Here is a 20,143-nt window from a genome sequence, read left to right on the forward strand (position 1 = left end):
ACCGGCGCCGTGCCGGTTATCGACTTCCAAGGCCGCCGCGCGTTGCCGGCGGCCGGTTTGTTTATCTGGCTGGTTGGTTTGGCTTCAGAAACACTCGACGCTGCCCTTCACGCCCGTCAGCACGCCGACGCAGTCGCGCCGCACTTCCGGCGCCGCATGCGACGCGACGTGCACACGGACCGGCCGCACCTGGACGGGCGCCGGCGGCGCTGCCGGTGCGGGCTCCTTGCCGAGCAGCGTCAGCTTGGTCGCGCCGCCGGTGGTCAGCGTCTTCTGGTCGACCTGGTTGCGCAGCACGAGCGACAGCGTGCCGACGCTGCGCGCGAGGTCGAGCCGTTCGGCCTGGTCGGGCGTGACTTCGAGCGTCACCGCGTTGACCACCTTCGGCGCCGTGTCGTCGCGGCTGACCTGCTGCGCGACAGCGAGCACGAGGATGTGCTCGAGCACGATCTTCGAGATGCTCTGCCCGTCGGTCTTGCCCTGCTGTTCCTGCGTGTTGACGATCACGTCGACGTAGTTGCCCGGCAGCGCGAAGCCCGCGACGCCGACCACGTCGTTCACGCGCACCGTGATCGCGCGGCTGCCGTCGGCGATCACCGCGGACAGCCCGCCCTTCGTGCCGACCGGCGCGAGCTTCGACTCGATCACCGGCTCGCCGCGCGCGAGGCTGGTGCGCACGACGCGCCCTTCGAGCGTTTTCGTATCGGTGAACGCGCCGGTCGGCACGCTGCCCGACGGCCAGCTCACCATGTGGATCTGGTTCGGCCCGAGCGGCTCGCCCAGGTTCAGGTCGGTGGTGGCCACCGCGACGGACGTGACCGAGCTCGTGGATGTCTGTACCAGCCAGCGGGACGCGAACACGACCGCGGCGAGACCCGCGATCATCGCGACGACCAGCATCATGAGCGCTCGACTGTTTTTCATGGCAATGCTCCTCGACGAATCGTGAAAGAAACGGCTCAACCGGTGATGAACGTGCGGCCTCCGCGCTCGACGGGCGGCGGACGACCGTCGTCACGTTCGGGCGCCGAGCCGAAATAGCTCGCCCACGCGTCGTAAAGCGCGTCGTGCGTCACTTCGGGCGGATCGCCGCGATACCGCGCACCGGCGGCCACCAGGCGCAGCAGATCCACGGGGAAACAGGCAAGAAACGCCTTGCCGGTCGGAAAATGCAGCCGGTGCAGCAGGAAGTCGAACGCATCGCTCGCCGATACGAGCCCGAGCGACGTGCAGGCCGCGTCGTACACGGCGCGGTAGTGATCGATCGACATCGCGCCGACGTGCAGCTTCGAGCCGAGGCGGCGCATGAACGCGTCGTCGCAGAACTGCTCCGGCGCCAGGTTGCTCGAGAACACCGGCCATACGTCGAACGGCATCACGAAGCGGTTGCCGGATTCGAGCGTCATGAAATCGACGCCGCGATCGAGCGGACGCAGCCAGCGGTTGAGCAGGTCGCGCGGCTCGACGCGCTGGCGGCCGAGATCGTCGACGACGTACATGCCCATGTTCGCCTTCATGTGCGGCGGCGCCTGATAGAAGCCGGCCGCTTCGTCGCGGCGAAGATCGAGCTCGCCGAGCGTCAGTTCGCCGCCGGACATCACGACCGGCCGTTCGCACAGGCGCCAGCGACGGTCGACCGACTGGCCGCGGGCCTGCGACGCTGCGTCGACATGCAGGAGCGGGTCGTAGACCTGGATCACTTCGCCGGCCGCGCAGATCGCGTACGGGATCGGTACACGGCCATGCATCAGCGTGCCGAGCCGTTCGGCGAGGAAGGTCTTGCCGCTGCCGGCCGGGCCGTGGATCAGCAGCGGCCGGCCGGCGTTCAGCGCGGCAGCGGCGGAGTCGAGGATCGACGTGTCGATCACGACGCCTTCGAACGCCGCCCACACGTCGCTCTGGCCGATGTGCAGCTTGCGCACCGAATGCGCGGCCACGTTCGCGAGATACGCGTCGAGCGTGACCGGCGCGGGACCGCTGTAGCCGCTGCGTTCCCGTTCCTCGAGCGCGAGCACGCGGCCCGCGTCGGTCAGGCGGAACGTCACGTCGAGATCGGTCGCGCCGCGATGGGTCAGCTCGACGAGATGCTCGCGCACCAGGAACGCAAAGACGTCGTCGAGCACCGCGAGCGGCAGGCAGTGCCGCTCGACCAGGTCGCCGTACGACGGACGGCCGAGCATCAGCGTCGACTTCAGCACGAGGCCGGCGACGAACGTCGTGCTCAGGCCGGTTTCCGCGAGCGTGCGCGGCGCCGCCGGCAGCTGCGCGCCCAGCTTCGTATGGATCTCCCGCGACGGCGGCGGATCGGGCAGGCGAGCCACCTGCGCGTCGCGTCTCGGTTCGGTGTGGTTCGTGTTCATGGTCGCTCCGTCCTCGTTGCGTCCTCGTTGCGTCCTCGTTGCGGATCCGCCGCGCTATGCGCACGACGCGAACAGCATGCCCAGCGTGCCGGCCGCGATCGCCACGCCGTACGGCAGCGTGCCGACCGACGCGATCTCGACGGGGCCGTCGTCGGCCTCGGCGCGCGCCGCTCGCGAGCGCCGCACGATCAGCGTGCGCACGTTCGCCCACATCTGGCGCATCCGCCCGCGCAGCAGCGCGTAGGCGATGGCGCCGATCCCACCGGCCACGAACGTGGCCAGCACGATGTAAAACGTCATTTCCGCGCCGACCCATGCGCCGATCGCGAGCATCAGCTTCACGTCGCCCGCCGCCATTCCGCGCAACAGGTAGAACGGCAGCAGCAGGCCGAAGCCGGTCGCGGCTCCGGCGAGCCATCCGAGTACACCGGCCAGGACGCCGTGCAACATGCACTGAACCGCCAGCGCACCGGCGAACCCGACCGCGACGAGGCGGTTCGGAATGCGGCGGCTTGCGATGTCGGTGCCGGCCGCGACGACGACCAGCAGCGTCACGCACAACGGAACCGGATAAGGCGGGGCAACTGGCAACATGGCGAACCTCGAGAGTCGGATGGGCGGATCAGGAAACCATTGCCGGCGCTGTCGCCGCGGCGGCCATCACGGTCGTCGCGATCACGACGTGCGGATTGGCAAGCGAGCCTTTCGGCGTAGCGATGCCGCCGGGCACCGCGCCAATGAACATCGCCGCGAGCGATGCGGATTCGGCCGACGTCTTTCCCTGCTCGTTGCCGCTCCAGCGACAGACGACGCGTGCGTTGGCTTGCATGATGGTCTCCGGCTCCAGGTTGCCCAGGGGACCGGAGGAAAGCTCGATCACTGCACCGGCCGAGCCACCCTCGCGGTCCGTTTGCAGAAGCATCAGACGACCGAGTTCAAATCGTCGGCGATCGTGTTGAACACGGTTGCCAGATCCTTGCCGATCGTCGACAGCGCGGCGATGATGCCGACGGCGATCAGTGCGGCGATCAGGCCGTATTCGATGGCCGTCACACCGTCTTCGTCGCGAACGAAACGGGCGGCTTGTTGAATGATCTTGGACATGGTGATCTCCTTTCGTGGTGACTTTCAAAACCCTCGCGTACCGGCTGGATCGATCGATCTGGCATCGAGACGTCGAGGAGAATGGTTAATGCCCGGTGGTGTCGACGATCGATCGGGATGCACCGCTCGTCGTACCGTCCATCACATGCTTGCTACTGCTGAATCCAGATCCGCGGCGATCATGCTGTACACGGATTGCAGATCCGTACCCAGCGTCGACAACGCAGCGACGATGGCGACCGCAATCAGTGCGGCGATCAGGCCGTATTCGATGGCCGTCACGCCGCGCTGATCCCGAGCGAACCACGCGATCTTTTCGATGATTCTGAACATGAGCACTCTCCTTTCGGACTGCTATGAATTACCCTTCGTCCGTCGGGACGTCGGGGACGGGCACCACCGGCACTACTCGAAAATTCGAAGCGCGACGCTCAGCTGCGGGAACGGGAAGGCATATCCCTGTCCGTGCGAACGGGTATCAGTGAAACGGAGCGCGAGAGAGGCGTGTACGGTGCGGGCAGCCAGACGAACCGTGCCTGCCGACCGACCTGAACGGCACGGCGGCCGTTCGACGCATGGAATCCAGTTGAACGGGAGACAAACTCCCGGAAAGTCCGCAATGTGTCTTTAACGCGGCTTGCGATCCGCGATGTGCTGTGGTCTTTCATTTTTATTCCCCATGTACTGCCATGCCGATTTCTTATTGCCCGGAAGCTGCCAGGTCTGGTGGGTCGTTCGGCGACGGTTCCCGCGGCTGATGGAGCTGGAGCTGCGTGTTCCCCGACGCGCTCCGGACCATCCTTTCCGCAGGCGATTCGCGAGCCGGTTCCACTGCCTGTTGCCTGAACCGCCCGGTCGCCACGTCGTCGACTGCCGTGCCAACGCTTACGCAAAGAGCGGACCATCCCGGGCGGAATCGAGGCGTACCAAGGGTTCCGGCGATCCGTTCGCCTGCCCGTCAAACGCCCGGCTGCCGAAATGTTTCAACTTTGATATATGCGGTCCGGGCGATTGCCGCCCGCCCGGAAGCCCGTCGCCGCGCTGCACAAAGGGCCTAAAAAATTTTCTCGGGATTTTCCCGAACGCGGCGAGTTACCCGAGCGTCGCGCGTTCGGCGCCATGCGCAGCCGGCAAAAATCACGGAATGTTTCAGGCCAGAAACACAAATCCCGGCGGCGGCGTTTTTTCATACCAGAAATGGCGGTTTTCACCCGAATCGCTGAACACATTCAATGCCGTCCGGCCGTGCCTGGTTTGCATCGCGCGTTTTTTTCTTCAACAATGAATTCACCGGACAACGCCATTTCAGAGCGATCGATCCGCAGGCACGACAACATCAAACGGCTGTGACAGACCACGCAGCCACTACGACAGACGGGGCATCATGTACACAGCCAATCGTGGTGAAACGCGCGTTCGCGCCATACGCTGTGCTCAATGGCTGACAGCCGACCGCATCATTCCGTACAGCTGCATCATGCTGATGCTCTTTGTCGCCCTGCTGATCACCTGGGGCGTCGTGACGCACGGCTTCACGTCGAAGGCCACCGCCCGACCGGGTACCGATTTCGCGGTCTTCTGGACCGCAGCGCAACTGGTGTTGCAAGGCCACGCCGCAACGGCCTATGACCCCGCCGCATTCATGCAGGCCGAACTCGCGCAGTTCGGCGCGTATCTGCAGCACCAGCCGCTCCCCTGGCTCTATCCGCCGACGATGTTGCTGTTCATCGCGCCGGCTGCCCTCGTGCCTTTCCTGCCCGCATACCTCCTTTTTTCAGCGGGCAGTCTTTTATGCTACGCGTTCGCCGTCTCGCGGTTGTCGGGATTGCGCGCGCATCTTCCGCGCCCGCGCGCCGCGCTGCTCGTCATGGTCGCGTATTCGGCGGTGTTCCTGAGTGCGCTGTTCGGCCAGAACAGCATCCTGACCGCCGGTCTCGCCGCGCTTGCGCTGCACCTGCTCGACAGGCGCCCGGTCATAGCCGGCCTGCTGATCGGGCTGCTCGCGATCAAGCCGCAACTCGCCGTGGTGTTCCCGTTCGTGCTGATCGCGGCACGGGCGTGGCGCGCATTCGCGGCGGCAGCCGTCAGCGCGACGCTGTTCGCCGCGGCCGGGGTCTCACTGACCGGCCCTGCCGTGCTGAGCGGGTTGGCGCACACCATGTCGACCGTACGCGACCAGCATTTCATGCTGCCGTCGTACTGGCTGGCGTCGCCAACGCCGTTCGCCGCCTTGCGGCTCGCGGGCATGCCGATCCCGGTCGCGCTGGCCGCGCAAGCGGCCGTCGCAGTGCTCGCGATCGCCGCAGCGGTCGACGTCTGGCGCCGTACGCGTGACATGCGCCTGCGCGGCGCGGCACTGGCCGTCGCCACGTTGCTGACAACGCCGTACCTGTGGGGCTACGAACTGACGTGGCTCGGCGTCGCGATCTTCTGCCTGATCGCCTACTGTCTCGATGAAGGCTGGCTGCCCGGCGAACAGGCCACCGTCGTGCTCGCGTGGCTGCTGCCGATCTTCGAGATGTTCAACCGGCTGATGCGGTTTCCGCAGGTCGGGCCGATCGTGCTGCTCGCGGTGCTGCTCATCGTCGTGCACCGTGCGACGCTCGCCTCCCGGAGCGCGCGATGAAAACGCCGCCGTTCGCCCGTCACGCGCATCCGGCCATCGATATGCATCCGGAACTCCCGATCGCAGGCCCGCGCCGCTACCCGCACTGGCTCAATCGCGATCGCGTGCGGATCTACGCGGGCGCCGCGCTGCTGGCCGAACTGCTGTTCGTCGTCATTTACCTGACCCGCATGTTCCTGGCGCGCCACGGCGCGCTGGGCCCGCTGTCGCAGGATTTCTCGCCGATCTGGAGCGCCGCATGGCTCGCCGCGCACGGGCGTGCGGCCGACGCGTGGCAGTTCCCCTTGCTGTTCGCGGTCGAGAAGCTCGCCATCCCGACGATGACCCTCGCGGACGGCACGCTGCCGTGGCTCTATCCGCCGACGATGCTGCTGCTCGTGCTGCCGCTCGGCTGGCTGCCGTACACGCTGGCGCTCGTGCTGTGGCTCGCGACCACGTATGTGCTGTTCGCCGCGGCGATGCGCGCGACCGTGCAGCGCGATGTCGCGTGGCTGTGCGCCCTTGCGTTCCCCGGCGCGTTCCTCACGGTGATCGTCGGGCAGACGAGCCTCTTCACCGCGACGCTCGCCGCCTTCGGCCTGCTCGCGCTGAACCGCCGCCCCGTCTGCGCCGGCATCTGTTTCGGGTTGCTGACGATGAAGCCGCAGCTCGCGGTGCTGTTCCCGCTCGCGCTGCTGTGTGCCGGCCAATGGCGCGCACTGGGCGCATGGGCCGCGACGATCGCCGTCAGCGCCGTGCTCGCGACGCTCGCGTTCGGCGTCGGCCCATGGATCGCGTTCATCCAGTTGATCGCCCACGTCTATACGATCGTCGGCACCGGCCACGCGAAGCTCGCGCGCATGCCGACCATGTTCGCGCTCGCGACGATGGCCGGCTGGCCCGCGCTCGTCGCGCGCGGTCTCCAACTGCTGTCGGCGGCGGGCGCGGCGATCGCGGTTGTCTATGCGTGGCGCGGCGCGTGTTCGTACGCGCTGCGCGCCGCGACCCTCGCATGCGCCTGCCTGCTCGTCAGCCCCTATCTGTACGACTACGACCTGACCTGGTACGGCATCGTGATCGCGTGGTACGCACGCTATGCGTGGACGCACGGCTGGCGGCGCTTCGATCGCGAATGGCTGATGCTGCTGTGGCCGATGCCGCTCGCGAGCCTCGCGATCGTGCCGCATCTGTCGTTCCAGTTCATGCCGCTCGTGACGCTCGCGTCGCTCGCGTTGCTCGTCAGCCGGATCGCCCAGGAAAGACGCGACGTGCCGTCGATGCCCGACGCGCGCGACATCTCGACCGAGACCGAATTCGCGCACCCGGTCCGACCGCACCACCGCCCGGCGCACGGCATGCGCCGCACCGGCCGCCTGACGCTCGGCGCGCACCGGTAAAACGACATCACAAGGGGAATCATCATGCGGGAATCCATCTACACGCCGCTCGTCTCGCTGGTCGTGCCGTTCTACAACGAAGGCGAAGCCGTCGAGCGCTTCTTCGACGTCGTGATTCCGCTGATGAGCGCGATCGATGCGATCCGCTTCGAGATCGTCTGCGTGAACGACGGCAGCCGCGACGACACGCTCGAACGCCTGGTCCGGATCGGCGCCGCCGAGCGGCGCGTGCGCGTCATCGACCTCACCCGCAACTTCGGCAAGGAGGCCGCGCTGACGGCCGGCCTCGACGAAGCCGCCGGCGATGCGGTGATCCCGCTCGACGCCGACCTGCAGGACCCACCGAGCCTGATTCCGGTGCTGATCGAGCACTGGCGCGACGGCGCGGAGGTCGTCGCGGCCAAGCGCAGCAACCGCGCATGCGATTCGTTCGCGAAGCGCACCGCCGCCGCGATCTACTATCGCGTGCACAACCTGCTGTCGGACGTGAAGCTGCCGGAGAACGTCGGCGATTTCCGGTTGATGGATCGCAAGGTCGTGAACGCGCTGCGCAACCTGCCCGAGCGGCACCGCTTCATGAAAGGCCTGTTCGCGTGGGTCGGCTACAAGACCGTGATCGTCGAATACCAGCGCGATCCGCGCAGCGCCGGGCACTCGAAATTCTCCGGCTGGAAGCTGTGGAATTTCGCGCTGGAAGGCATCACCAGCTTCAGCACCGTGCCGCTGCGCAGCTGGACCTACATCGGCATCGGCATCGCGGCGCTCGCGTTCGTGTACGGCACGTTCATCATCCTGCGCACGCTGCTGTTCGGCAATCCGGTGCTCGGCTACGCGTCGCTGATCTCGGTCACGCTGTTCATCGGCGGCATCGAGCTGATCGGGATCGGCGTCGTCGGCGAATACGTCGGGCGGATCTACGACGAATCGAAGCAACGGCCCGTGTACCTGATCCGCCGCCGCTACCAGACGCACGGCAAGGTAATCGAACTGCCGGTCGCGCGCGACGCACGCCGCCAGCCCGCACGCCGGCGCGCGCAGCCGGTCCGGGCGCGCATCGGCGCGCGCTGACGCGCAGGCGCCATGATCGCGCTGCTGCAGGCCGAGCGCACGCGGCTCGTGCGCTTCGGCGTGTCCGGGCTCGCCTCGACCGCGATCCATTCGCTGGTCGCGGCCGCCCTTTTCGCGCTGCTCGATGCGACGCCGGTGACCGCGAATGCGGTCGCGTTCCTCTGCGCGACCGCGTTCTCGTATCTGGCGAATACGCTGTGGAGCTTCTCGTCGACGGTGCGCACCCGCAACGCGACGCGCTTTCTCGCGGTCACGTTCGTCGGGTTCGCCGAAACGATGCTGCTCGCGCGCGCCGCCGAGGCGTTGGGTGCATCGCGCGCGATGGGCGTCGTCGCGATCGCGCTGCTGATCCCGCCGACGACGTTCGTGCTGCACCGGCTCTGGACGTACCGGTAAGCGGCCCGCTTCCCGCTCCCGCCAATAATCGGTCAATCAATTAACAGATTCAATGTCGTGATATTTATGTCACGCATCGATTCGATTGATTCCGATTTTAAAATTAACCCGATAAATCATTTTCGGACCTGTTTACTTTTACAGCTACCACGATTAACCAAACGGGATAATCTGCATTCGCCGTCGCTTCTGCATGCGTCGAACCCGGCGAAAAACCTTGCAGCACAACGCGATGGCGGCCGCACGAAGCAATTCGCGCAACGATAAGTTCCATTACTTGAAACGGGAGCTTCTATGTCACGCGTTACCGATGTGCTCGTCTCGTTCGATACCGAAACCATTCTCAAAAAATATCCGAATCCCAGCAAGAATCCGGCCGCGCCGACGCTGATCGACTGGCATTACGTGTATATGGTGACGAATCAGGACAACGTCATCTCCGGGCAGGCGGGCGGCGAACTCGACCTGAAGGCGCAGGTCGGCGACCTGATCCGCTGGCGCGAAACGAGCCTGTCGCTGGGCTTCGAAAACCAGGTGGTGTTCTACAAGTTCATCGGCAACGTCGGCAACGACCTGATCTCGACGCCGACGCCGCGCGTCGCGGAAGCGTCGATCCCGGTGCCGAACACGAGCAAGCCGGAAGTGCCGACCTGCCAGAAGGTCGCGAACTACTACTGGTCGTCCGAATGCCTGAAGGTCGGCCGCGTGACCTACCACTTCCAGTTCCAGATCATCGATCGCAATTGCCAGAGTCAGGGCTGCTTCTCGTGGGATCCGTTCATCTCGATCCATAACTGATCGCGGCACGCGGGCGGCCGCACGACGGCCGTCCGTGCCGCTCCCTTGTTGCGGAGGGCCTGCTCATGTCTGGTGTTCGTTGCGATGTGCTGGCGATCGTCGACGCCGTCACGCTGCTGTCGGCCTATCCCGATGCGAGCCGGGACGCCGACGCGCCGACCGTGATCGACGGCCGGCACATCTACGTGTTGAGCCCCGGCGACGCCGGGCAGGTCGGCCGCAACGACAACCGGCTCTTCGCCGGCCTGTCGCCGGGCGATCAGCTTCATCTGCGCGAAACCGCGCTCGCGCTGCGTGCGGAGGTGACCGTGCTGTTCGTCCGGTTCGCGTTGAAGGACGCGGGCATCGTCGCGCCGATCGAAGCGGAAATCCGCGACGCCGCCATGCCGGTGCCGGACGGCGACGACCTGCTGCATCCGTCGTGCCGGCCCATGAAAGACCACTTCTGGCGCAGCGAAGCGCTGGCCGCGGGCGCCACCGCGTGCACGGCCGATTTCGCGGTGCTCGATCGCGACGGCGCCGTGTCCGGCTATTTCCGCTGGGAAACGACGATCGAGATCGCCGGCAGCCAGCCGGACGCGAAACAGCCCGGCGCCAAGCCGTAGCCGGATCGCGACGGCTATTTCGCTATGGGCTCAACGCGATCGGGGCAGAGCACGAATACGACAACGCGCGCCCTGAGCCCCGCCGCGTGTCGTACTCAGGTACGCGGCAGCCCCGGCGGACCGGTCTGCGACCGGTCGATCGCTTCGGCGTCCAGCCGCCAGCGATCGAGCGCCTTCCGGTAGCTGCCGTTCGCGATCAGCGCATTGATCGCGAGCGTCAGCGGATCGGCTTGGCATTGCTTATCGAATCTTTCGCGGACGGCGGACGGCGGACGTCGCCGTATCGAACCCACGCCGCCCCATCTACCCGCGCGCCGCCCACTCAAATGTGCTGCGCCGGCGGCGCATTCAATGCAACGGCGACCACGCCTCCGGCAAGCCGATCGTCGACGTCGCCCGTTCGATCTGTTCCGGACCGCCTGCCGGCGGCCACAGGCCCTCCGCGTAATGCCGCGTTCTCAACGCCATGCGTTCTTCCAGGCTCGAGAATCCCCAGATGTGCGTGATGCGCGGCGGTCCATCGAGCGCGTACATGTTGCAGACGAGATGCGACGTATAGGCTTGAGCCGGGCCCACCGCGCGCTCCCACGCGGAAATGGTCGGCGCCACACCGCCGGCCTTCAGCCAGTAGCAACGAATCTCATAGAAGTCGCCCAATACCGCCGGTTCGATGTCGGGTAGAAAAGGAAAAAGTGCGTAACTTTCCACGCTCAATCGAACGGACGCGCTTTCGATCCCGAAAGGTCGTTCGGCGCTCAATGCCCGATTGCGTTCATGCTGCAATTCATCCATCGTCTCGAAGCCACGCAGCACGACAACGCGCGATAGCTCGCCAATTTCCGTGCGCCATGCGCCAAGCAGCCGCCCTTGCGCGTCGGCATCCGATACCCAGTGATGCGCACGGCGGGACACGATATTCTGGTCCAGCAGCGGACACGACAACGTCGTGAGTTCATACAGCATGTCTGCCCTCCTTTCGCTCGCCTGTTGCAATGCATCTCCGTCGCAATGTATTTCCAAACCGACGGCTGATAAACGCGCCGCGCCTTGAAACAGAATCCAGTAGCATTGCGCAATGGATCTCTTCAAGGCGATGGCCGTATTCGTCCGAATCGTGGAAACGGGCAGCCTGACGGCGGCCGCGCAAGCGTCCGATCTGTCGCCGACCATGGTCGGCAACTATCTTCAGGCGCTGGAAAGTCGGCTGGGCGCGGTCCTCGTTCACCGTACGACGCGTAAGCAGAAAGTCAGCGCGTTCGGCCAGGCTTATTACGAGCGATGCGTCGAAGTCCTCGGTCTGGTCGACGACACGGAACAGCTCGCGCTCGATCACCTCAAGCATCCACGAGGGCGTTTGCGCGTGACTGCGCCGGTCGTGTTTACGAACGAGTGCCTGATTCCCGCGCTCGCGGACTATTACCGGCGCTACCCCGAGATCAAGCTCGATATCGTCGCAACCGACTCGCTCGCCGATCTGTTCGACGAGGGTTTCGAGGCCGCCATTCGCATCGGCGCGCTCGCCAATCCGGATGTGGTGGCGCGTCCGCTAGCGCCCTATCGGCTGGTGATGTGTGCGTCGCCCGCTTACGTTCACGAACATGGCGCGCCGACTACGCCGCATGCGCTGCGCGAGCATCACTGCCTGACGTATGCGTATCCGCCCCGATCGGAATGGCACGCGGCACAATCCCGCTGGATGCTGGAAGGTCCGGACGGGCCTATGACCATCTGCGTGGACGGCCGACTGAAAATCGACAGCGCGGAAGCGTTGCGCCGAGCGACGTTGAGCGGGTTGGGTATCGCGATGCTGCCTTCGATGCTGATCCACGAGGACATTCGCGAGGCGCGCCTCGTCGAGATCATGCCGGACTTCGCCGCCCCCGAGCGGTCGATGAATCTGCTTTATCCGCAACAGAAGCAGAAATCACCGAAGCTTCGTAGCTTCACTGAATTCGTAGTCGACCGGTTCGGCGCCGAAACGGCCTGCCGGACGTGATACGGCTACCGCCGCCGGTCGCGAAAAAGCCCTGTTCCACCGCGCCCCCTGCTTCACGCCTTCGCGAAAGCGAGCAAGCACTCGCCGAGTCGGGCCGGTTGCTCCTGCTGAATCCAGTGACCTGCGCCGTCGATCAGTTCGATGCCACGCATGCTCGTCGCCGCCTTCATTCTCATCAGATCGAGCGCGCCCGGCGCCGCATAGGTGCCCCAATCGCTCTTGCCGCCAATGAAGAGCGAGGGGACGTCGATCGTCTTGCCCGAAAACAGGCGCAATTCGGCGTTCAGGTCAGGATCGGACAACACACGATAAGCCTGCAGCGCGCCTTGAAACCCGGTGCGGCCGTACTCCGCCGTGTACACGCCAAGTTCCGCATCGGTCAGCCATGTGCAGGCAAGGTTTTCGGCGGCGGACGGTTGGAATGGCGCGACGGTTTCGGGCATCGTCTTGCCGAGATCCATCACGTAATACGTGGGCATTTGCGCCAACTCCGCGGCCGTGAGCGCCTTGAGCGGATGCGGCTTGTTTCCGGGCCAGTCGGCACTCTTGACATGGAAGAATGCGCGAAGAAACGCGGATAAACCTTGGGGTGGGTGCCACATGTCCCGGTTGGCGTTCCGGGTGCTCAGGTATTGCTGGTAATACTGTCTCGGCGGATCGAGCGCGGCAAGCGCCGCCGCCAGTTTCCGACCGTCACTGCTCGGTTGAGCCGCCGATGTCTCACTTCGCGCCGTGTCGAACGGAAGCGCCGGCGGGCCCGGGAACGGTGCGCTCATCAAGACCACCGACGGAAAGACGTCAGGTCGAGCCAGCGCACAATACGCCGCCACGGGCGAGCCGAGGTCGTGTCCGACCAGCATTGACGTCTGCCGATACCCCAACGCCGAAACCAATCCGAGCGCGTCGCGCGTCATATTCAACAGGCTGAACGGCGCGAGCGGGGCGTCATAGTCGTTCACCCAGCCGGTGGTGCGGCCAAACCCCCGCTGGTCGGGCGCCACGACGTGGTATCCCGCGTCAGCCAGGATGGGCATCAGATGTCGCCAGCCGTAGGCCAGATCCGGAAAGCCGTGCAAAAGCAACGCGAGCGGCCGGCCGGCGCTTTCATGACCGGCCTCGAGAATATGGACGTCGAGGCCGTTCACCCCATGGATCATGCGCGAGCGCACCCCTTCGGGAAGCGTTCCTGCGGCGTAGGTCGGCATGGTCAGATCCCCTTCTGCTGTCGGGTTTGCGCGGGCGGGGCGAAGCAAGGCCGCAACCAGGCCGGCCGCGCCCATCGCCAGGACGGTTCGTCTCGGCGCAGATAGCTTGCTCTTGTCGACGGGCATCGCGGCACTCCGAAATATGGTGATCGCCATAGTATGGCGATCACCATAGCCGGGTCAAGCCAAACGTGATACTTTTCCGGTATGACACGCAAGACTGACGCTCGCGCGCGCGCGATTGCCACGGCCGAACGGCTGTTTCGCATCCAGGGCTACACCGCGACCGGACTCACCCAGATCCTCGAAGAAAGCGGTGCGCCCAAGGGATCGTTCTACTTTCACTTTCCACGCGGCAAGGCACAACTCGCGGAAGAAGCAATCGACCAGTACGTCACGAATCGCATTGCCGTCTTGCAGAACATCTCGGCCGAAACGACCGGTCATGCGCTGGATTTCGTGCGTCGGCTCTTCAGCACGTTTGCGGCCGAAATGGTCGCCGCCGATTTCCAGTACGGGTGCCTCATGCAAAACCTGGCCAACGAACTGCCCGCGCTCGACGCCGAGCTGACCGAGCGGGTCGCGCACGGGTTTGCCGATTCGACCGAGGTGATTGCGGCGCATTTCAGGGGATGCGGTTTTACTGCCGCGCGCGCATCGTCAGCCGCGACCGCGTTGGTCGCCGCGCTCGAAGGCGCCCGCACGATCGCGCGTCTGGAACGCTCGCCGGCTGTATTCGATGCGCTGGCAGACGTCAGCGGCCAAGGGTGGGGTGCTACCGAAGGGTGATCTGCCCCGATGTTATCGTGACGAGCCGTGTCTTCCGCCCATCACGGGGACATTGCCCGTTGTCGTGATGCCGCACCGCCAGAAAGCCGCGTGCGTTCCAGCCTCCATCGCGAACGCCGAAGCCACCGATCAATGCGAATGACCGAATAGTCGAATCACGACGCCGCGCAGCCACCGGTTACCGGCCTCGTGGTGATAGCGCGCGTGCCAATGCTGCCGCACCGCGAAGCCGTCGACCGGAATCGGGCATGCATGAACCGCCAGATCGTTGGCCTGCGCCAGCGTCTCGCCGATATGACGAGGTAGCGTCGTAATCAGGTCGGTCGTCTGGACGATCGCCCCCAACCCGAGAAACCCCGGCAATTCCAGCACCACGTCCCGCTCGATGCGCGCCTGCCGCAGCGCCTGCTCGAGCAGTTGCGCCCCGGTTCCCGCCGTAATCGCGACATGCCCTTCCGCCCGATACTGCTTGACCCCGAGCCGGCCACGAATCCGCGGGTGATGCCGATTCACCAGACAAATCCAGTCCTGGTCATACAGCTTCTGCTGGTAAATGCCGCCGCCGAGCCACGGCACATAGCCGATCGCGAGATCGGCTTCGCCGGATTCGAGCGCCCGCTCCGTATTGCCGTCGATCCGCGCGGCTTCGAGCCGGACTCCCGGCGCCTGCGCGCGAACATGGGCCAGTAGCCGCGGCAACAGCGTGACGTGGCTCGCGTCGGTCATGCAGATGCGAAAGCGTCGCTGGGCGGTCGCGGGGTCGAACGCGATCTCCCACGCCGTGAAGCGCCGCAGCGATTCGAGGATTTCCCGGCATGGCCCGATCAGCGCATCGGCCTGAGGAGTCGGCGCCATGCCGCCGGGCGTGCGGATGAAGAGTGGATCGTGCAAATGTTCCCGCAAGTGCCCTAGCCAGATGCTGACCGTCGGCTGGCTCTGGCCGAGTTGCTCGGCGACGCGCGTGACGCTGCGCACGTCGTACAGGAGATCGAATAGCTGAAGCAGCTTCAGGTCCGGCAGATCGGCGGGCATCGTCGCATTATTGTCCATGGCAATGACGCCATTGTATCCATTGCATTGTCGGCATGAGCGACGGCTCCTATCGTGAGGCCATACGTCAAGGAGACAGCATTGAAAATTGCGATTCTGGGAGCCGGCGCACTGGGCTGTGCAATCGGCGCCACCCTTACCGAAGGCGGTCACGAGACCTGGTTGATCGACCGCTCGCCCGCGCACGTCGACGCGATGCGTCGTGACGGCCTGCGGGTCGACGACGCCCGCGGCACCCGGCAGGTACGCGTGCACGCGACGACGCAGGCTGCCGAAGTCGGCGTGGCCGACGTGGTCGTGGTGCTGGTCAAGTCGTTCCACACCGACGCGGCGATCCGCGGCGCCCTGTCGCTGGTGGGGCCCGATAGCGTCGTGCTGTCGCTGCAGAACGGCCTCGGCCACGAGGACATCCTGAGCGACGCCGTCGGCCGCGAGCGCGTGCTCGCGGGCAAGACCTACGTCGGCGGCGTGCTGCGCGGGCCCGGTCATATCGAATCCGGCGTGATCGGCAAATACACGTACATCGGCGAACTCGACGGCCGCATCACGCCGCGCGTGCAGGCGATCGCCGCCGCGTTCGATGCCGCCGGCCTCGCAACGACGATCAGCGACAACATCGTCGGCACGATGTGGGACAAGCTGCTGGTGAATGTCGCGACGGGCGCGCTGACGGGCCTGACCGGCCTCACTTACGGGCAGCTCTACGACGAGCCGCTGCTGAAGGCGACGTCGCTCGCGGCGGTCGCCGAGGCAATCGCGGCGGCGCAGGCGGCCGGCGTCAAGCTGACGATGACCGATCCCGAACAGGCCTGGACGCTCGCCGCCGAGGGCCTGCCGGCCGCTTTCAAGACGTCGATGCTGCAAAGCCTGGAGAAAGGCTCGATCACCGAGATCGACTTCATCAACGGTTCGGTCGTGCGTGCCGGGCAGCGCCACGGCGTGCCGACGCCGGTCAATGCCACGCTCGTCGCCTGCATCAAGGGGCTGGAGCGCGCGATGGCCGATCGCCAACGCGAGGAGGCAGCCGCATGAACGCCACGAAAGCCTATCTCGAACACGTCGCGATCTGGGTGAAGGACATCCACTGGCACATCCGCTTCTTCGAGGACGTGCTCGGCATGACGCTGCGCGAAGTGGACGGCACGCTCGACGCGCCGCGACAGTACTGGACGCTCGGCGGCCTGCAGTTCATCCACGCACCGGAACATGATGGCCCGGAAGGCCGGCTCGCCCATCTCGGCGTGATGTGCGAAGACCTGGAGGCCGCGCTGGCCGCCGCGCAGAGATTCGACGTGACGGAGATGCCGCAGGGGCGCAACTGGATTCGCCTGCCCGACGGGCTCGCCGTCGAACTGATTCAGGCCCGGCCGGCTTCCTGCGTCGCGCAGGCACTGGCGATCAACCCGCGCGCGGAGGCATGACCATGACGATCGTCGAGAAATACTGGGACGACGCCCGCGAAGGCGACACCTGCACGAGCCCGACCTACGTCGTGACCAAGGAGCGCATTCTCGCGTATGCCGACCTCACTGGCGACCATACGCCCGTTCACGTGGACGAGGCATACGCGAACGCGAGCCATTTCGGCTGCCTCGTCGCGCACGGGCTGTTCGGCCTGTCCGTGGCCGACGGCCTGAAGACGCAGAGCGACTATCGCTTCCTGCCGGGCATGTCGCTCGGCTGGACGTGGGATTTCCTGCTGCCGATCAAGGTCGGCGACGTGCTGCACGTGTCGTTCCGCGTCGGGTCGATGCGGGCCAGCAAGAGCCGCCCGGACTGGGGCATCGTCGTGCTGCCGTCGGAGCTGATCAATCAGGACGGGCAGGTCGTTCAACGCGGCGAACATCGGCTGATGGTGCCGCGCCGTCCGGAGGCACTGTGATGCAGGCTCGTCCCCTCGAAGGCATTCGCGTCGTCGACTACAGCCATTTCCTCGCCGGCCCGTATGTCGGGCGCTGTCTCGCGGCGCTCGGCGCCGAAGTCATCAAGGTTGAGCGTCCCGGCGCCGGCGACGCCGGACGCCAGCACGCGACCGTGCTCGACGACCAGCAAAGCGGCTATTTCCTGCAGCTCAACATGGGCAAGCGCGGCGTGAGCGTCAACATGAAGGACGCGCGCGGCAAGGCGTTCATGCAGCGGCTGTGCGACTCAGCCGACGTCTTCATCGAGAACTATCGGCCGGGCGCGCTGGACAAGCTCGGGCTCGGCTATGAAGAACTGTCGGCGCGCAATCCGGGCCTCGTCTATTGCTCGATTTCGGCGTACGGTCACACCGGCCCCGATGCGCATCGCGCAGGTTTCGGGCTGATCGCCGAAGCGAAGAGCGGGATCATGCAGATGGTCGGCACGCCGGGCGAGCGCCCGCCGCTGCTGCGCATTTCGCTCGGCGACATGTACACGGGCATTCATGCGGTCGCGGCGATCAACGCCGCGCTGCTGGGTCGCGTGAAGAGCGGCCGCGGGCAACACGTCGACATGGCGCTGTACGACACGCTGGTATCGATGCACGAATACGCGGTGCAGTGCTACACGCTGAAGGGCGTGCTGCCCGAGCAGACCGGGCACGACATGCCGACGTCGACACTCTATGGCGTGTTCCGTGCCGCGGACGGCGATCTCGTGATCGCCGCGCAGGTCGACGACGCGTGGAAACGCTTCGCCGCGCTGATCGCCGCGCACGGTGGCCCGGCGGGTTTTGGCGCCGACACGCGGTTTCACGACAGCACCGGGCGCAACGCGCACCGTACGGAGATCCTGTCGGTGGTCGAGCCGTGGGTGGCCGCGCGTTCCGTCGCGTCGGTCCTGGACCTGCTGGACGGCATCGACGTTCCGTGCGCGAAGGTGCAGCGCATCGACGAGGTGTTGAACGATCCGCAGATTCAGGCCAGAGGCATGGTCGTCGAGCAGCAGCATCCGCGCTACGGCACGCTGCGCCTGCCCAACCTGCCGTTCCGGTTCTCCGATTGCGATACGACGATTCGCGACATCGCGCCCGATCTCGGGCAGCACAACGCGGAAGTCGCCCGTTCTCTCGGGTTCGATTCGGCCGAAATCGATGCGATGCAGGCCGACGGCGTCCTCTACTCGAAAGCGAGCCAACGATGACTGATCAATACGCGGTGATCGGCAATCCGATCGGACATACGAAATCCCCGCTGATCCACGGCCTCTTCGCGCAAGAGACGAAGCAGGACCTCCGCTATACGGCGATCGAGGGCCCGCTCGAGCCAGCAGGCGCTTTCGCTGCCGCGGTGCGTGCGTTTTTCGAGGGCGGCGGCAAGGGCATCAACGTCACCGCGCCGTTCAAGCTCGACGCGTTCGCGATGTCGAATGAACGCAGCGAGCGTGCGCAACTCGCGGGCGCGGCCAACGCGCTGAAGTTCGACGGCGGCCGCATCCTGGCGGACAACTTCGACGGCATCGGACTGGTTCGCGATATCGAAGCGAACCTCCATCTTCCGATGGCCGGCAAGCGTGTGCTGGTGCTCGGTGCGGGCGGCGCGGCACGCGGCGCGCTGTTGCCGTTCCTCGAAGCCCGGCCGGCGGAACTCGTGATCGCGAATCGCGACGTCGACAAGGCGCGCGCGCTGGCCGCGCAGGTCGCCGGGCGCGGCCCGCTCGTGGCCGGCAGCTACGCGGACCTCGCGCGGATGGGACGTTTCGACCTGGTCGTCAATGCGACGTCGGCCAGTTTGACCGGTGACCTGCCGCCGGTCCCGCCGAGCGTGTTCAGCCCGACGGGAACCGCCTACGAACTCGCGTATGGCAAGCGGCTCACGCCGTTTCTCCGGCTCGCGAAAAACGCCGGCGTGCACGGAATCGCCGATGGCGTCGGCATGCTGGTCGAGCAGGCGGCCGAGGCGTTCGCATGGTGGCGCGGCGTGCGCCCCGCGACCAGTTCGGTGATCGATCGGCTGGCCGTGCCGTTTGACTGAACGCGCGATGGGGATCGGCATGCACGCGATCCCGATGCGCGGTGCCATCGATCGCGACAGAGGCGGCAGGCGCGATCGGGTAGACTCGGCGCGTCCATACGAACGAGTTGCGCCGAGCGACCTTGCCTTGCCGCCGCCCTCTTCCCACGCCCGAGACCGTGCCGAACACCGTCATGCCGGACACCCCGCGTCCCGCTCGCCTGAACTTCGTGCTCATGTTGCCGCTGCTGCTGGCGGCTCAGCCGGTGGCGACCGACAGTTACCTGCCGGCACTGCCTGAAATCGCCGCGACGCTGGGCTCCGCCAGCGTCAGCCTCACGGTTTTCGCACTGATATTCGGTATCGGACAGTTGCCGATGGGCAGTCTTTCCGACCGATTCGGCCGTCGTCCCGTCTTGCTGACCGGCCTTGCGCTCTATGCGCTGAGTGCATTGGCGGCGGCGATCGCGTCGACCGCCGCGATGCTGGTGGCCGCGCGTGCGATGCAGGGCTTTGCCATGGCAGCGATCCTGGTATGCGCCCGTGCGACGGTGCGCGACCGGTATTCGGCGGGCGACGGCCCGTACGTGATGGCGCGTGGTTTCATGGGAATGGGGATGATGGCGTTCCTCGCGCCGATCGTCGGTGCGTATGTCACGCAGCACGCCGGCTGGCGATGGGTACTCGCGGGGATGAGCCTGTATGCGTTCGGCTTGCTCGTCATGTGCTGGTACGGTGTTGATTTGCACGGAATCCTGACCCACCCTACGCAGTAATTTGCATCGAATATTGACCCACGTAGAACACTGACCTGCTCGGCAACGGGCAGGGGAACGGAGTGATCGACGTGGCTATA

The 20,143-nt window shown here is 65.8% G+C and carries 23 protein-coding genes and 2 pseudogenes; 15 read left to right on the plus strand and 10 right to left on the minus strand.

The window, feature by feature from the left end; translation table 11 throughout:
- Positions 1-84: 84 nt before the first annotated feature.
- From cpaB to HWX55_RS12680, 6 genes are all read right to left on the minus strand, one after another.
- Positions 85-924 (minus strand): Flp pilus assembly protein CpaB, encoded by an 840-nt coding sequence (cpaB, locus tag HWX55_RS12655; protein ID WP_175975875.1) that lies wholly within the window; start codon positions 922-924, stop codon positions 85-87.
- 35 nt (positions 925-959) lie between these two features.
- The gene (locus HWX55_RS12660; protein ID WP_175975876.1) at positions 960-2,360 is read right to left on the minus strand and encodes an ATP-binding protein; all 1,401 of its coding nucleotides are present in this window, start codon (positions 2,358-2,360) and stop codon (positions 960-962) included.
- 54 nt (positions 2,361-2,414) lie between these two features.
- Positions 2,415-2,954: a prepilin peptidase gene (locus HWX55_RS12665; protein WP_175975877.1), complete on the minus strand. Its 540-nt coding sequence runs from the start codon at positions 2,952-2,954 to the stop codon at positions 2,415-2,417.
- A 28-nt stretch (positions 2,955-2,982) separates the two neighbouring features.
- On the minus strand, positions 2,983-3,282 hold the full coding sequence (locus HWX55_RS12670) for a hypothetical protein (RefSeq protein ID WP_244140550.1): 300 nt from the start codon (positions 3,280-3,282) through the stop codon (positions 2,983-2,985).
- The gene (locus tag HWX55_RS12675; RefSeq protein WP_175975878.1) at positions 3,282-3,464 is read right to left on the minus strand and encodes a Flp family type IVb pilin; all 183 of its coding nucleotides are present in this window, start codon (positions 3,462-3,464) and stop codon (positions 3,282-3,284) included. Before HWX55_RS12675 ends, HWX55_RS12670 begins: the two co-directional genes overlap by 1 nt.
- A gap of 141 nt (positions 3,465-3,605) precedes the next feature.
- A complete protein-coding gene (locus tag HWX55_RS12680; RefSeq protein ID WP_175975879.1) occupies positions 3,606-3,797 on the minus strand; it encodes a Flp family type IVb pilin in 192 nt (63 codons plus the stop codon).
- Between the two features lie 678 nt (positions 3,798-4,475).
- Here HWX55_RS12680 and HWX55_RS12685 point away from each other — a divergent pair.
- From HWX55_RS12685 to HWX55_RS12715, 7 genes are all read left to right on the plus strand, one after another.
- Positions 4,476-4,814 (plus strand): hypothetical protein, encoded by a 339-nt coding sequence (locus tag HWX55_RS12685; protein ID WP_175975880.1) that lies wholly within the window; start codon positions 4,476-4,478, stop codon positions 4,812-4,814.
- A 34-nt stretch (positions 4,815-4,848) separates the two neighbouring features.
- Entirely contained in the window at positions 4,849-6,090 is a 1,242-nt protein-coding gene (locus HWX55_RS12690) for a glycosyltransferase family 87 protein (protein WP_175975881.1), read from the plus strand.
- Complete coding sequence (locus HWX55_RS12695; protein ID WP_175975882.1) at positions 6,087-7,466, plus strand: glycosyltransferase family 87 protein; 1,380 nt, start codon at positions 6,087-6,089, stop codon at positions 7,464-7,466. Before HWX55_RS12690 ends, HWX55_RS12695 begins: the two co-directional genes overlap by 4 nt.
- Before the next feature lie 24 nt (positions 7,467-7,490).
- Positions 7,491-8,534 (plus strand): glycosyltransferase family 2 protein, encoded by a 1,044-nt coding sequence (locus HWX55_RS12700; protein WP_124555462.1) that lies wholly within the window; start codon positions 7,491-7,493, stop codon positions 8,532-8,534.
- A gap of 12 nt (positions 8,535-8,546) precedes the next feature.
- A complete protein-coding gene (locus HWX55_RS12705; RefSeq protein ID WP_175975883.1) occupies positions 8,547-8,930 on the plus strand; it encodes a GtrA family protein in 384 nt (127 codons plus the stop codon).
- A gap of 294 nt (positions 8,931-9,224) precedes the next feature.
- Positions 9,225-9,728 (plus strand): inclusion body family protein, encoded by a 504-nt coding sequence (locus HWX55_RS12710; protein ID WP_023475068.1) that lies wholly within the window; start codon positions 9,225-9,227, stop codon positions 9,726-9,728.
- Between the two features lie 65 nt (positions 9,729-9,793).
- Positions 9,794-10,333, plus strand: a complete 540-nt coding sequence (locus HWX55_RS12715) for an AidA/PixA family protein (protein WP_175975884.1) — start codon at positions 9,794-9,796, stop codon at positions 10,331-10,333.
- 95 nt (positions 10,334-10,428) lie between these two features.
- Here HWX55_RS12715 and HWX55_RS36090 read toward each other — a convergent pair.
- A pseudogene (locus HWX55_RS36090) lies at positions 10,429-10,563 on the minus strand (ABC transporter substrate-binding protein); the annotation flags it as partial.
- Between the two features lie 118 nt (positions 10,564-10,681).
- Positions 10,682-11,296, minus strand: coding sequence for an NIPSNAP family protein (locus tag HWX55_RS12720; protein WP_175975885.1), 615 nt, complete (start codon positions 11,294-11,296; stop codon positions 10,682-10,684).
- Between the two features lie 112 nt (positions 11,297-11,408).
- Between HWX55_RS12720 and HWX55_RS12725 the strand changes: the two genes are divergently transcribed.
- A complete protein-coding gene (locus HWX55_RS12725) occupies positions 11,409-12,329 on the plus strand; it encodes a LysR family transcriptional regulator (protein WP_175975886.1) in 921 nt (306 codons plus the stop codon).
- A gap of 53 nt (positions 12,330-12,382) precedes the next feature.
- Here the strand turns inward: HWX55_RS12725 and HWX55_RS12730 are convergent, their stop codons facing one another.
- On the minus strand, positions 12,383-13,486 hold the full coding sequence (locus HWX55_RS12730; protein ID WP_175975907.1) for an alpha/beta hydrolase: 1,104 nt from the start codon (positions 13,484-13,486) through the stop codon (positions 12,383-12,385).
- A 255-nt stretch (positions 13,487-13,741) separates the two neighbouring features.
- Between HWX55_RS12730 and HWX55_RS12735 the strand changes: the two genes are divergently transcribed.
- The gene (locus HWX55_RS12735; protein ID WP_175975887.1) at positions 13,742-14,323 is read left to right on the plus strand and encodes a TetR/AcrR family transcriptional regulator; all 582 of its coding nucleotides are present in this window, start codon (positions 13,742-13,744) and stop codon (positions 14,321-14,323) included.
- Between the two features lie 129 nt (positions 14,324-14,452).
- On the opposite strand, the gene HWX55_RS12740 is transcribed toward HWX55_RS12735, so the two are convergent.
- Entirely contained in the window at positions 14,453-15,373 is a 921-nt protein-coding gene (locus HWX55_RS12740; RefSeq protein ID WP_175975908.1) for a LysR family transcriptional regulator, read from the minus strand.
- A gap of 81 nt (positions 15,374-15,454) precedes the next feature.
- Between HWX55_RS12740 and HWX55_RS12745 the strand changes: the two genes are divergently transcribed.
- The 6 genes and pseudogenes from HWX55_RS12745 to HWX55_RS12770 all read left to right on the plus strand — a co-directional run.
- Positions 15,455-16,405 (plus strand): 2-dehydropantoate 2-reductase, encoded by a 951-nt coding sequence (locus HWX55_RS12745; protein WP_175975888.1) that lies wholly within the window; start codon positions 15,455-15,457, stop codon positions 16,403-16,405.
- Entirely contained in the window at positions 16,402-16,794 is a 393-nt protein-coding gene (locus HWX55_RS12750) for a VOC family protein (protein ID WP_175821005.1), read from the plus strand. The genes HWX55_RS12745 and HWX55_RS12750 overlap by 4 nt, the downstream gene beginning before the upstream one ends.
- Positions 16,795-16,796: 2 nt before the next feature.
- Positions 16,797-17,255 (plus strand): MaoC family dehydratase, encoded by a 459-nt coding sequence (locus HWX55_RS12755; RefSeq protein WP_175975889.1) that lies wholly within the window; start codon positions 16,797-16,799, stop codon positions 17,253-17,255.
- Positions 17,255-18,478 (plus strand): CoA transferase, encoded by a 1,224-nt coding sequence (locus HWX55_RS12760; protein WP_175975890.1) that lies wholly within the window; start codon positions 17,255-17,257, stop codon positions 18,476-18,478. Before HWX55_RS12755 ends, HWX55_RS12760 begins: the two co-directional genes overlap by 1 nt.
- Positions 18,475-19,308: a shikimate dehydrogenase gene (aroE, locus tag HWX55_RS12765; protein ID WP_175975891.1), complete on the plus strand. Its 834-nt coding sequence runs from the start codon at positions 18,475-18,477 to the stop codon at positions 19,306-19,308. Before HWX55_RS12760 ends, aroE begins: the two co-directional genes overlap by 4 nt.
- A 173-nt stretch (positions 19,309-19,481) precedes the next feature.
- A pseudogene (locus HWX55_RS12770) lies at positions 19,482-20,024 on the plus strand (MFS transporter); the annotation flags it as partial.
- Positions 20,025-20,143 lie beyond the last annotated feature (119 nt).

Source organism: Burkholderia sp. BCC1047 (genome assembly GCF_902833155.1).
Lineage (GTDB): Bacteria > Pseudomonadota > Gammaproteobacteria > Burkholderiales > Burkholderiaceae > Burkholderia > Burkholderia sola.

Coding starts and splice junctions, on each gene's coding strand:
- cpaB (WP_175975875.1), bottom strand. CDS start 924: ATGAAAAACAGTCGAGCGCTCATGATGCTGGTCGTCGCGATGATCGCG.
- HWX55_RS12660 (WP_175975876.1), bottom strand. CDS start 2,360: ATGAACACGAACCACACCGAACCGAGACGCGACGCGCAGGTGGCTCGC.
- HWX55_RS12665 (WP_175975877.1), bottom strand. CDS start 2,954: ATGTTGCCAGTTGCCCCGCCTTATCCGGTTCCGTTGTGCGTGACGCTG.
- HWX55_RS12670 (WP_244140550.1), bottom strand. CDS start 3,282: ATGCTTCTGCAAACGGACCGCGAGGGTGGCTCGGCCGGTGCAGTGATC.
- HWX55_RS12675 (WP_175975878.1), bottom strand. CDS start 3,464: ATGTCCAAGATCATTCAACAAGCCGCCCGTTTCGTTCGCGACGAAGAC.
- HWX55_RS12680 (WP_175975879.1), bottom strand. CDS start 3,797: ATGTTCAGAATCATCGAAAAGATCGCGTGGTTCGCTCGGGATCAGCGC.
- HWX55_RS12690 (WP_175975881.1), top strand. CDS start 4,849: ATGTACACAGCCAATCGTGGTGAAACGCGCGTTCGCGCCATACGCTGT.
- HWX55_RS12695 (WP_175975882.1), top strand. CDS start 6,087: ATGAAAACGCCGCCGTTCGCCCGTCACGCGCATCCGGCCATCGATATG.
- HWX55_RS12700 (WP_124555462.1), top strand. CDS start 7,491: ATGCGGGAATCCATCTACACGCCGCTCGTCTCGCTGGTCGTGCCGTTC.
- HWX55_RS12705 (WP_175975883.1), top strand. CDS start 8,547: ATGATCGCGCTGCTGCAGGCCGAGCGCACGCGGCTCGTGCGCTTCGGC.
- HWX55_RS12710 (WP_023475068.1), top strand. CDS start 9,225: ATGTCACGCGTTACCGATGTGCTCGTCTCGTTCGATACCGAAACCATT.
- HWX55_RS12715 (WP_175975884.1), top strand. CDS start 9,794: ATGTCTGGTGTTCGTTGCGATGTGCTGGCGATCGTCGACGCCGTCACG.
- HWX55_RS12720 (WP_175975885.1), bottom strand. CDS start 11,296: ATGCTGTATGAACTCACGACGTTGTCGTGTCCGCTGCTGGACCAGAAT.
- HWX55_RS12725 (WP_175975886.1), top strand. CDS start 11,409: ATGGATCTCTTCAAGGCGATGGCCGTATTCGTCCGAATCGTGGAAACG.
- HWX55_RS12730 (WP_175975907.1), bottom strand. CDS start 13,486: ATGATCCATGGGGTGAACGGCCTCGACGTCCATATTCTCGAGGCCGGT.
- HWX55_RS12735 (WP_175975887.1), top strand. CDS start 13,742: ATGACACGCAAGACTGACGCTCGCGCGCGCGCGATTGCCACGGCCGAA.
- HWX55_RS12740 (WP_175975908.1), bottom strand. CDS start 15,373: ATGGACAATAATGCGACGATGCCCGCCGATCTGCCGGACCTGAAGCTG.
- HWX55_RS12750 (WP_175821005.1), top strand. CDS start 16,402: ATGAACGCCACGAAAGCCTATCTCGAACACGTCGCGATCTGGGTGAAG.
- HWX55_RS12755 (WP_175975889.1), top strand. CDS start 16,797: ATGACGATCGTCGAGAAATACTGGGACGACGCCCGCGAAGGCGACACC.
- HWX55_RS12760 (WP_175975890.1), top strand. CDS start 17,255: ATGCAGGCTCGTCCCCTCGAAGGCATTCGCGTCGTCGACTACAGCCAT.
- aroE (WP_175975891.1), top strand. CDS start 18,475: ATGACTGATCAATACGCGGTGATCGGCAATCCGATCGGACATACGAAA.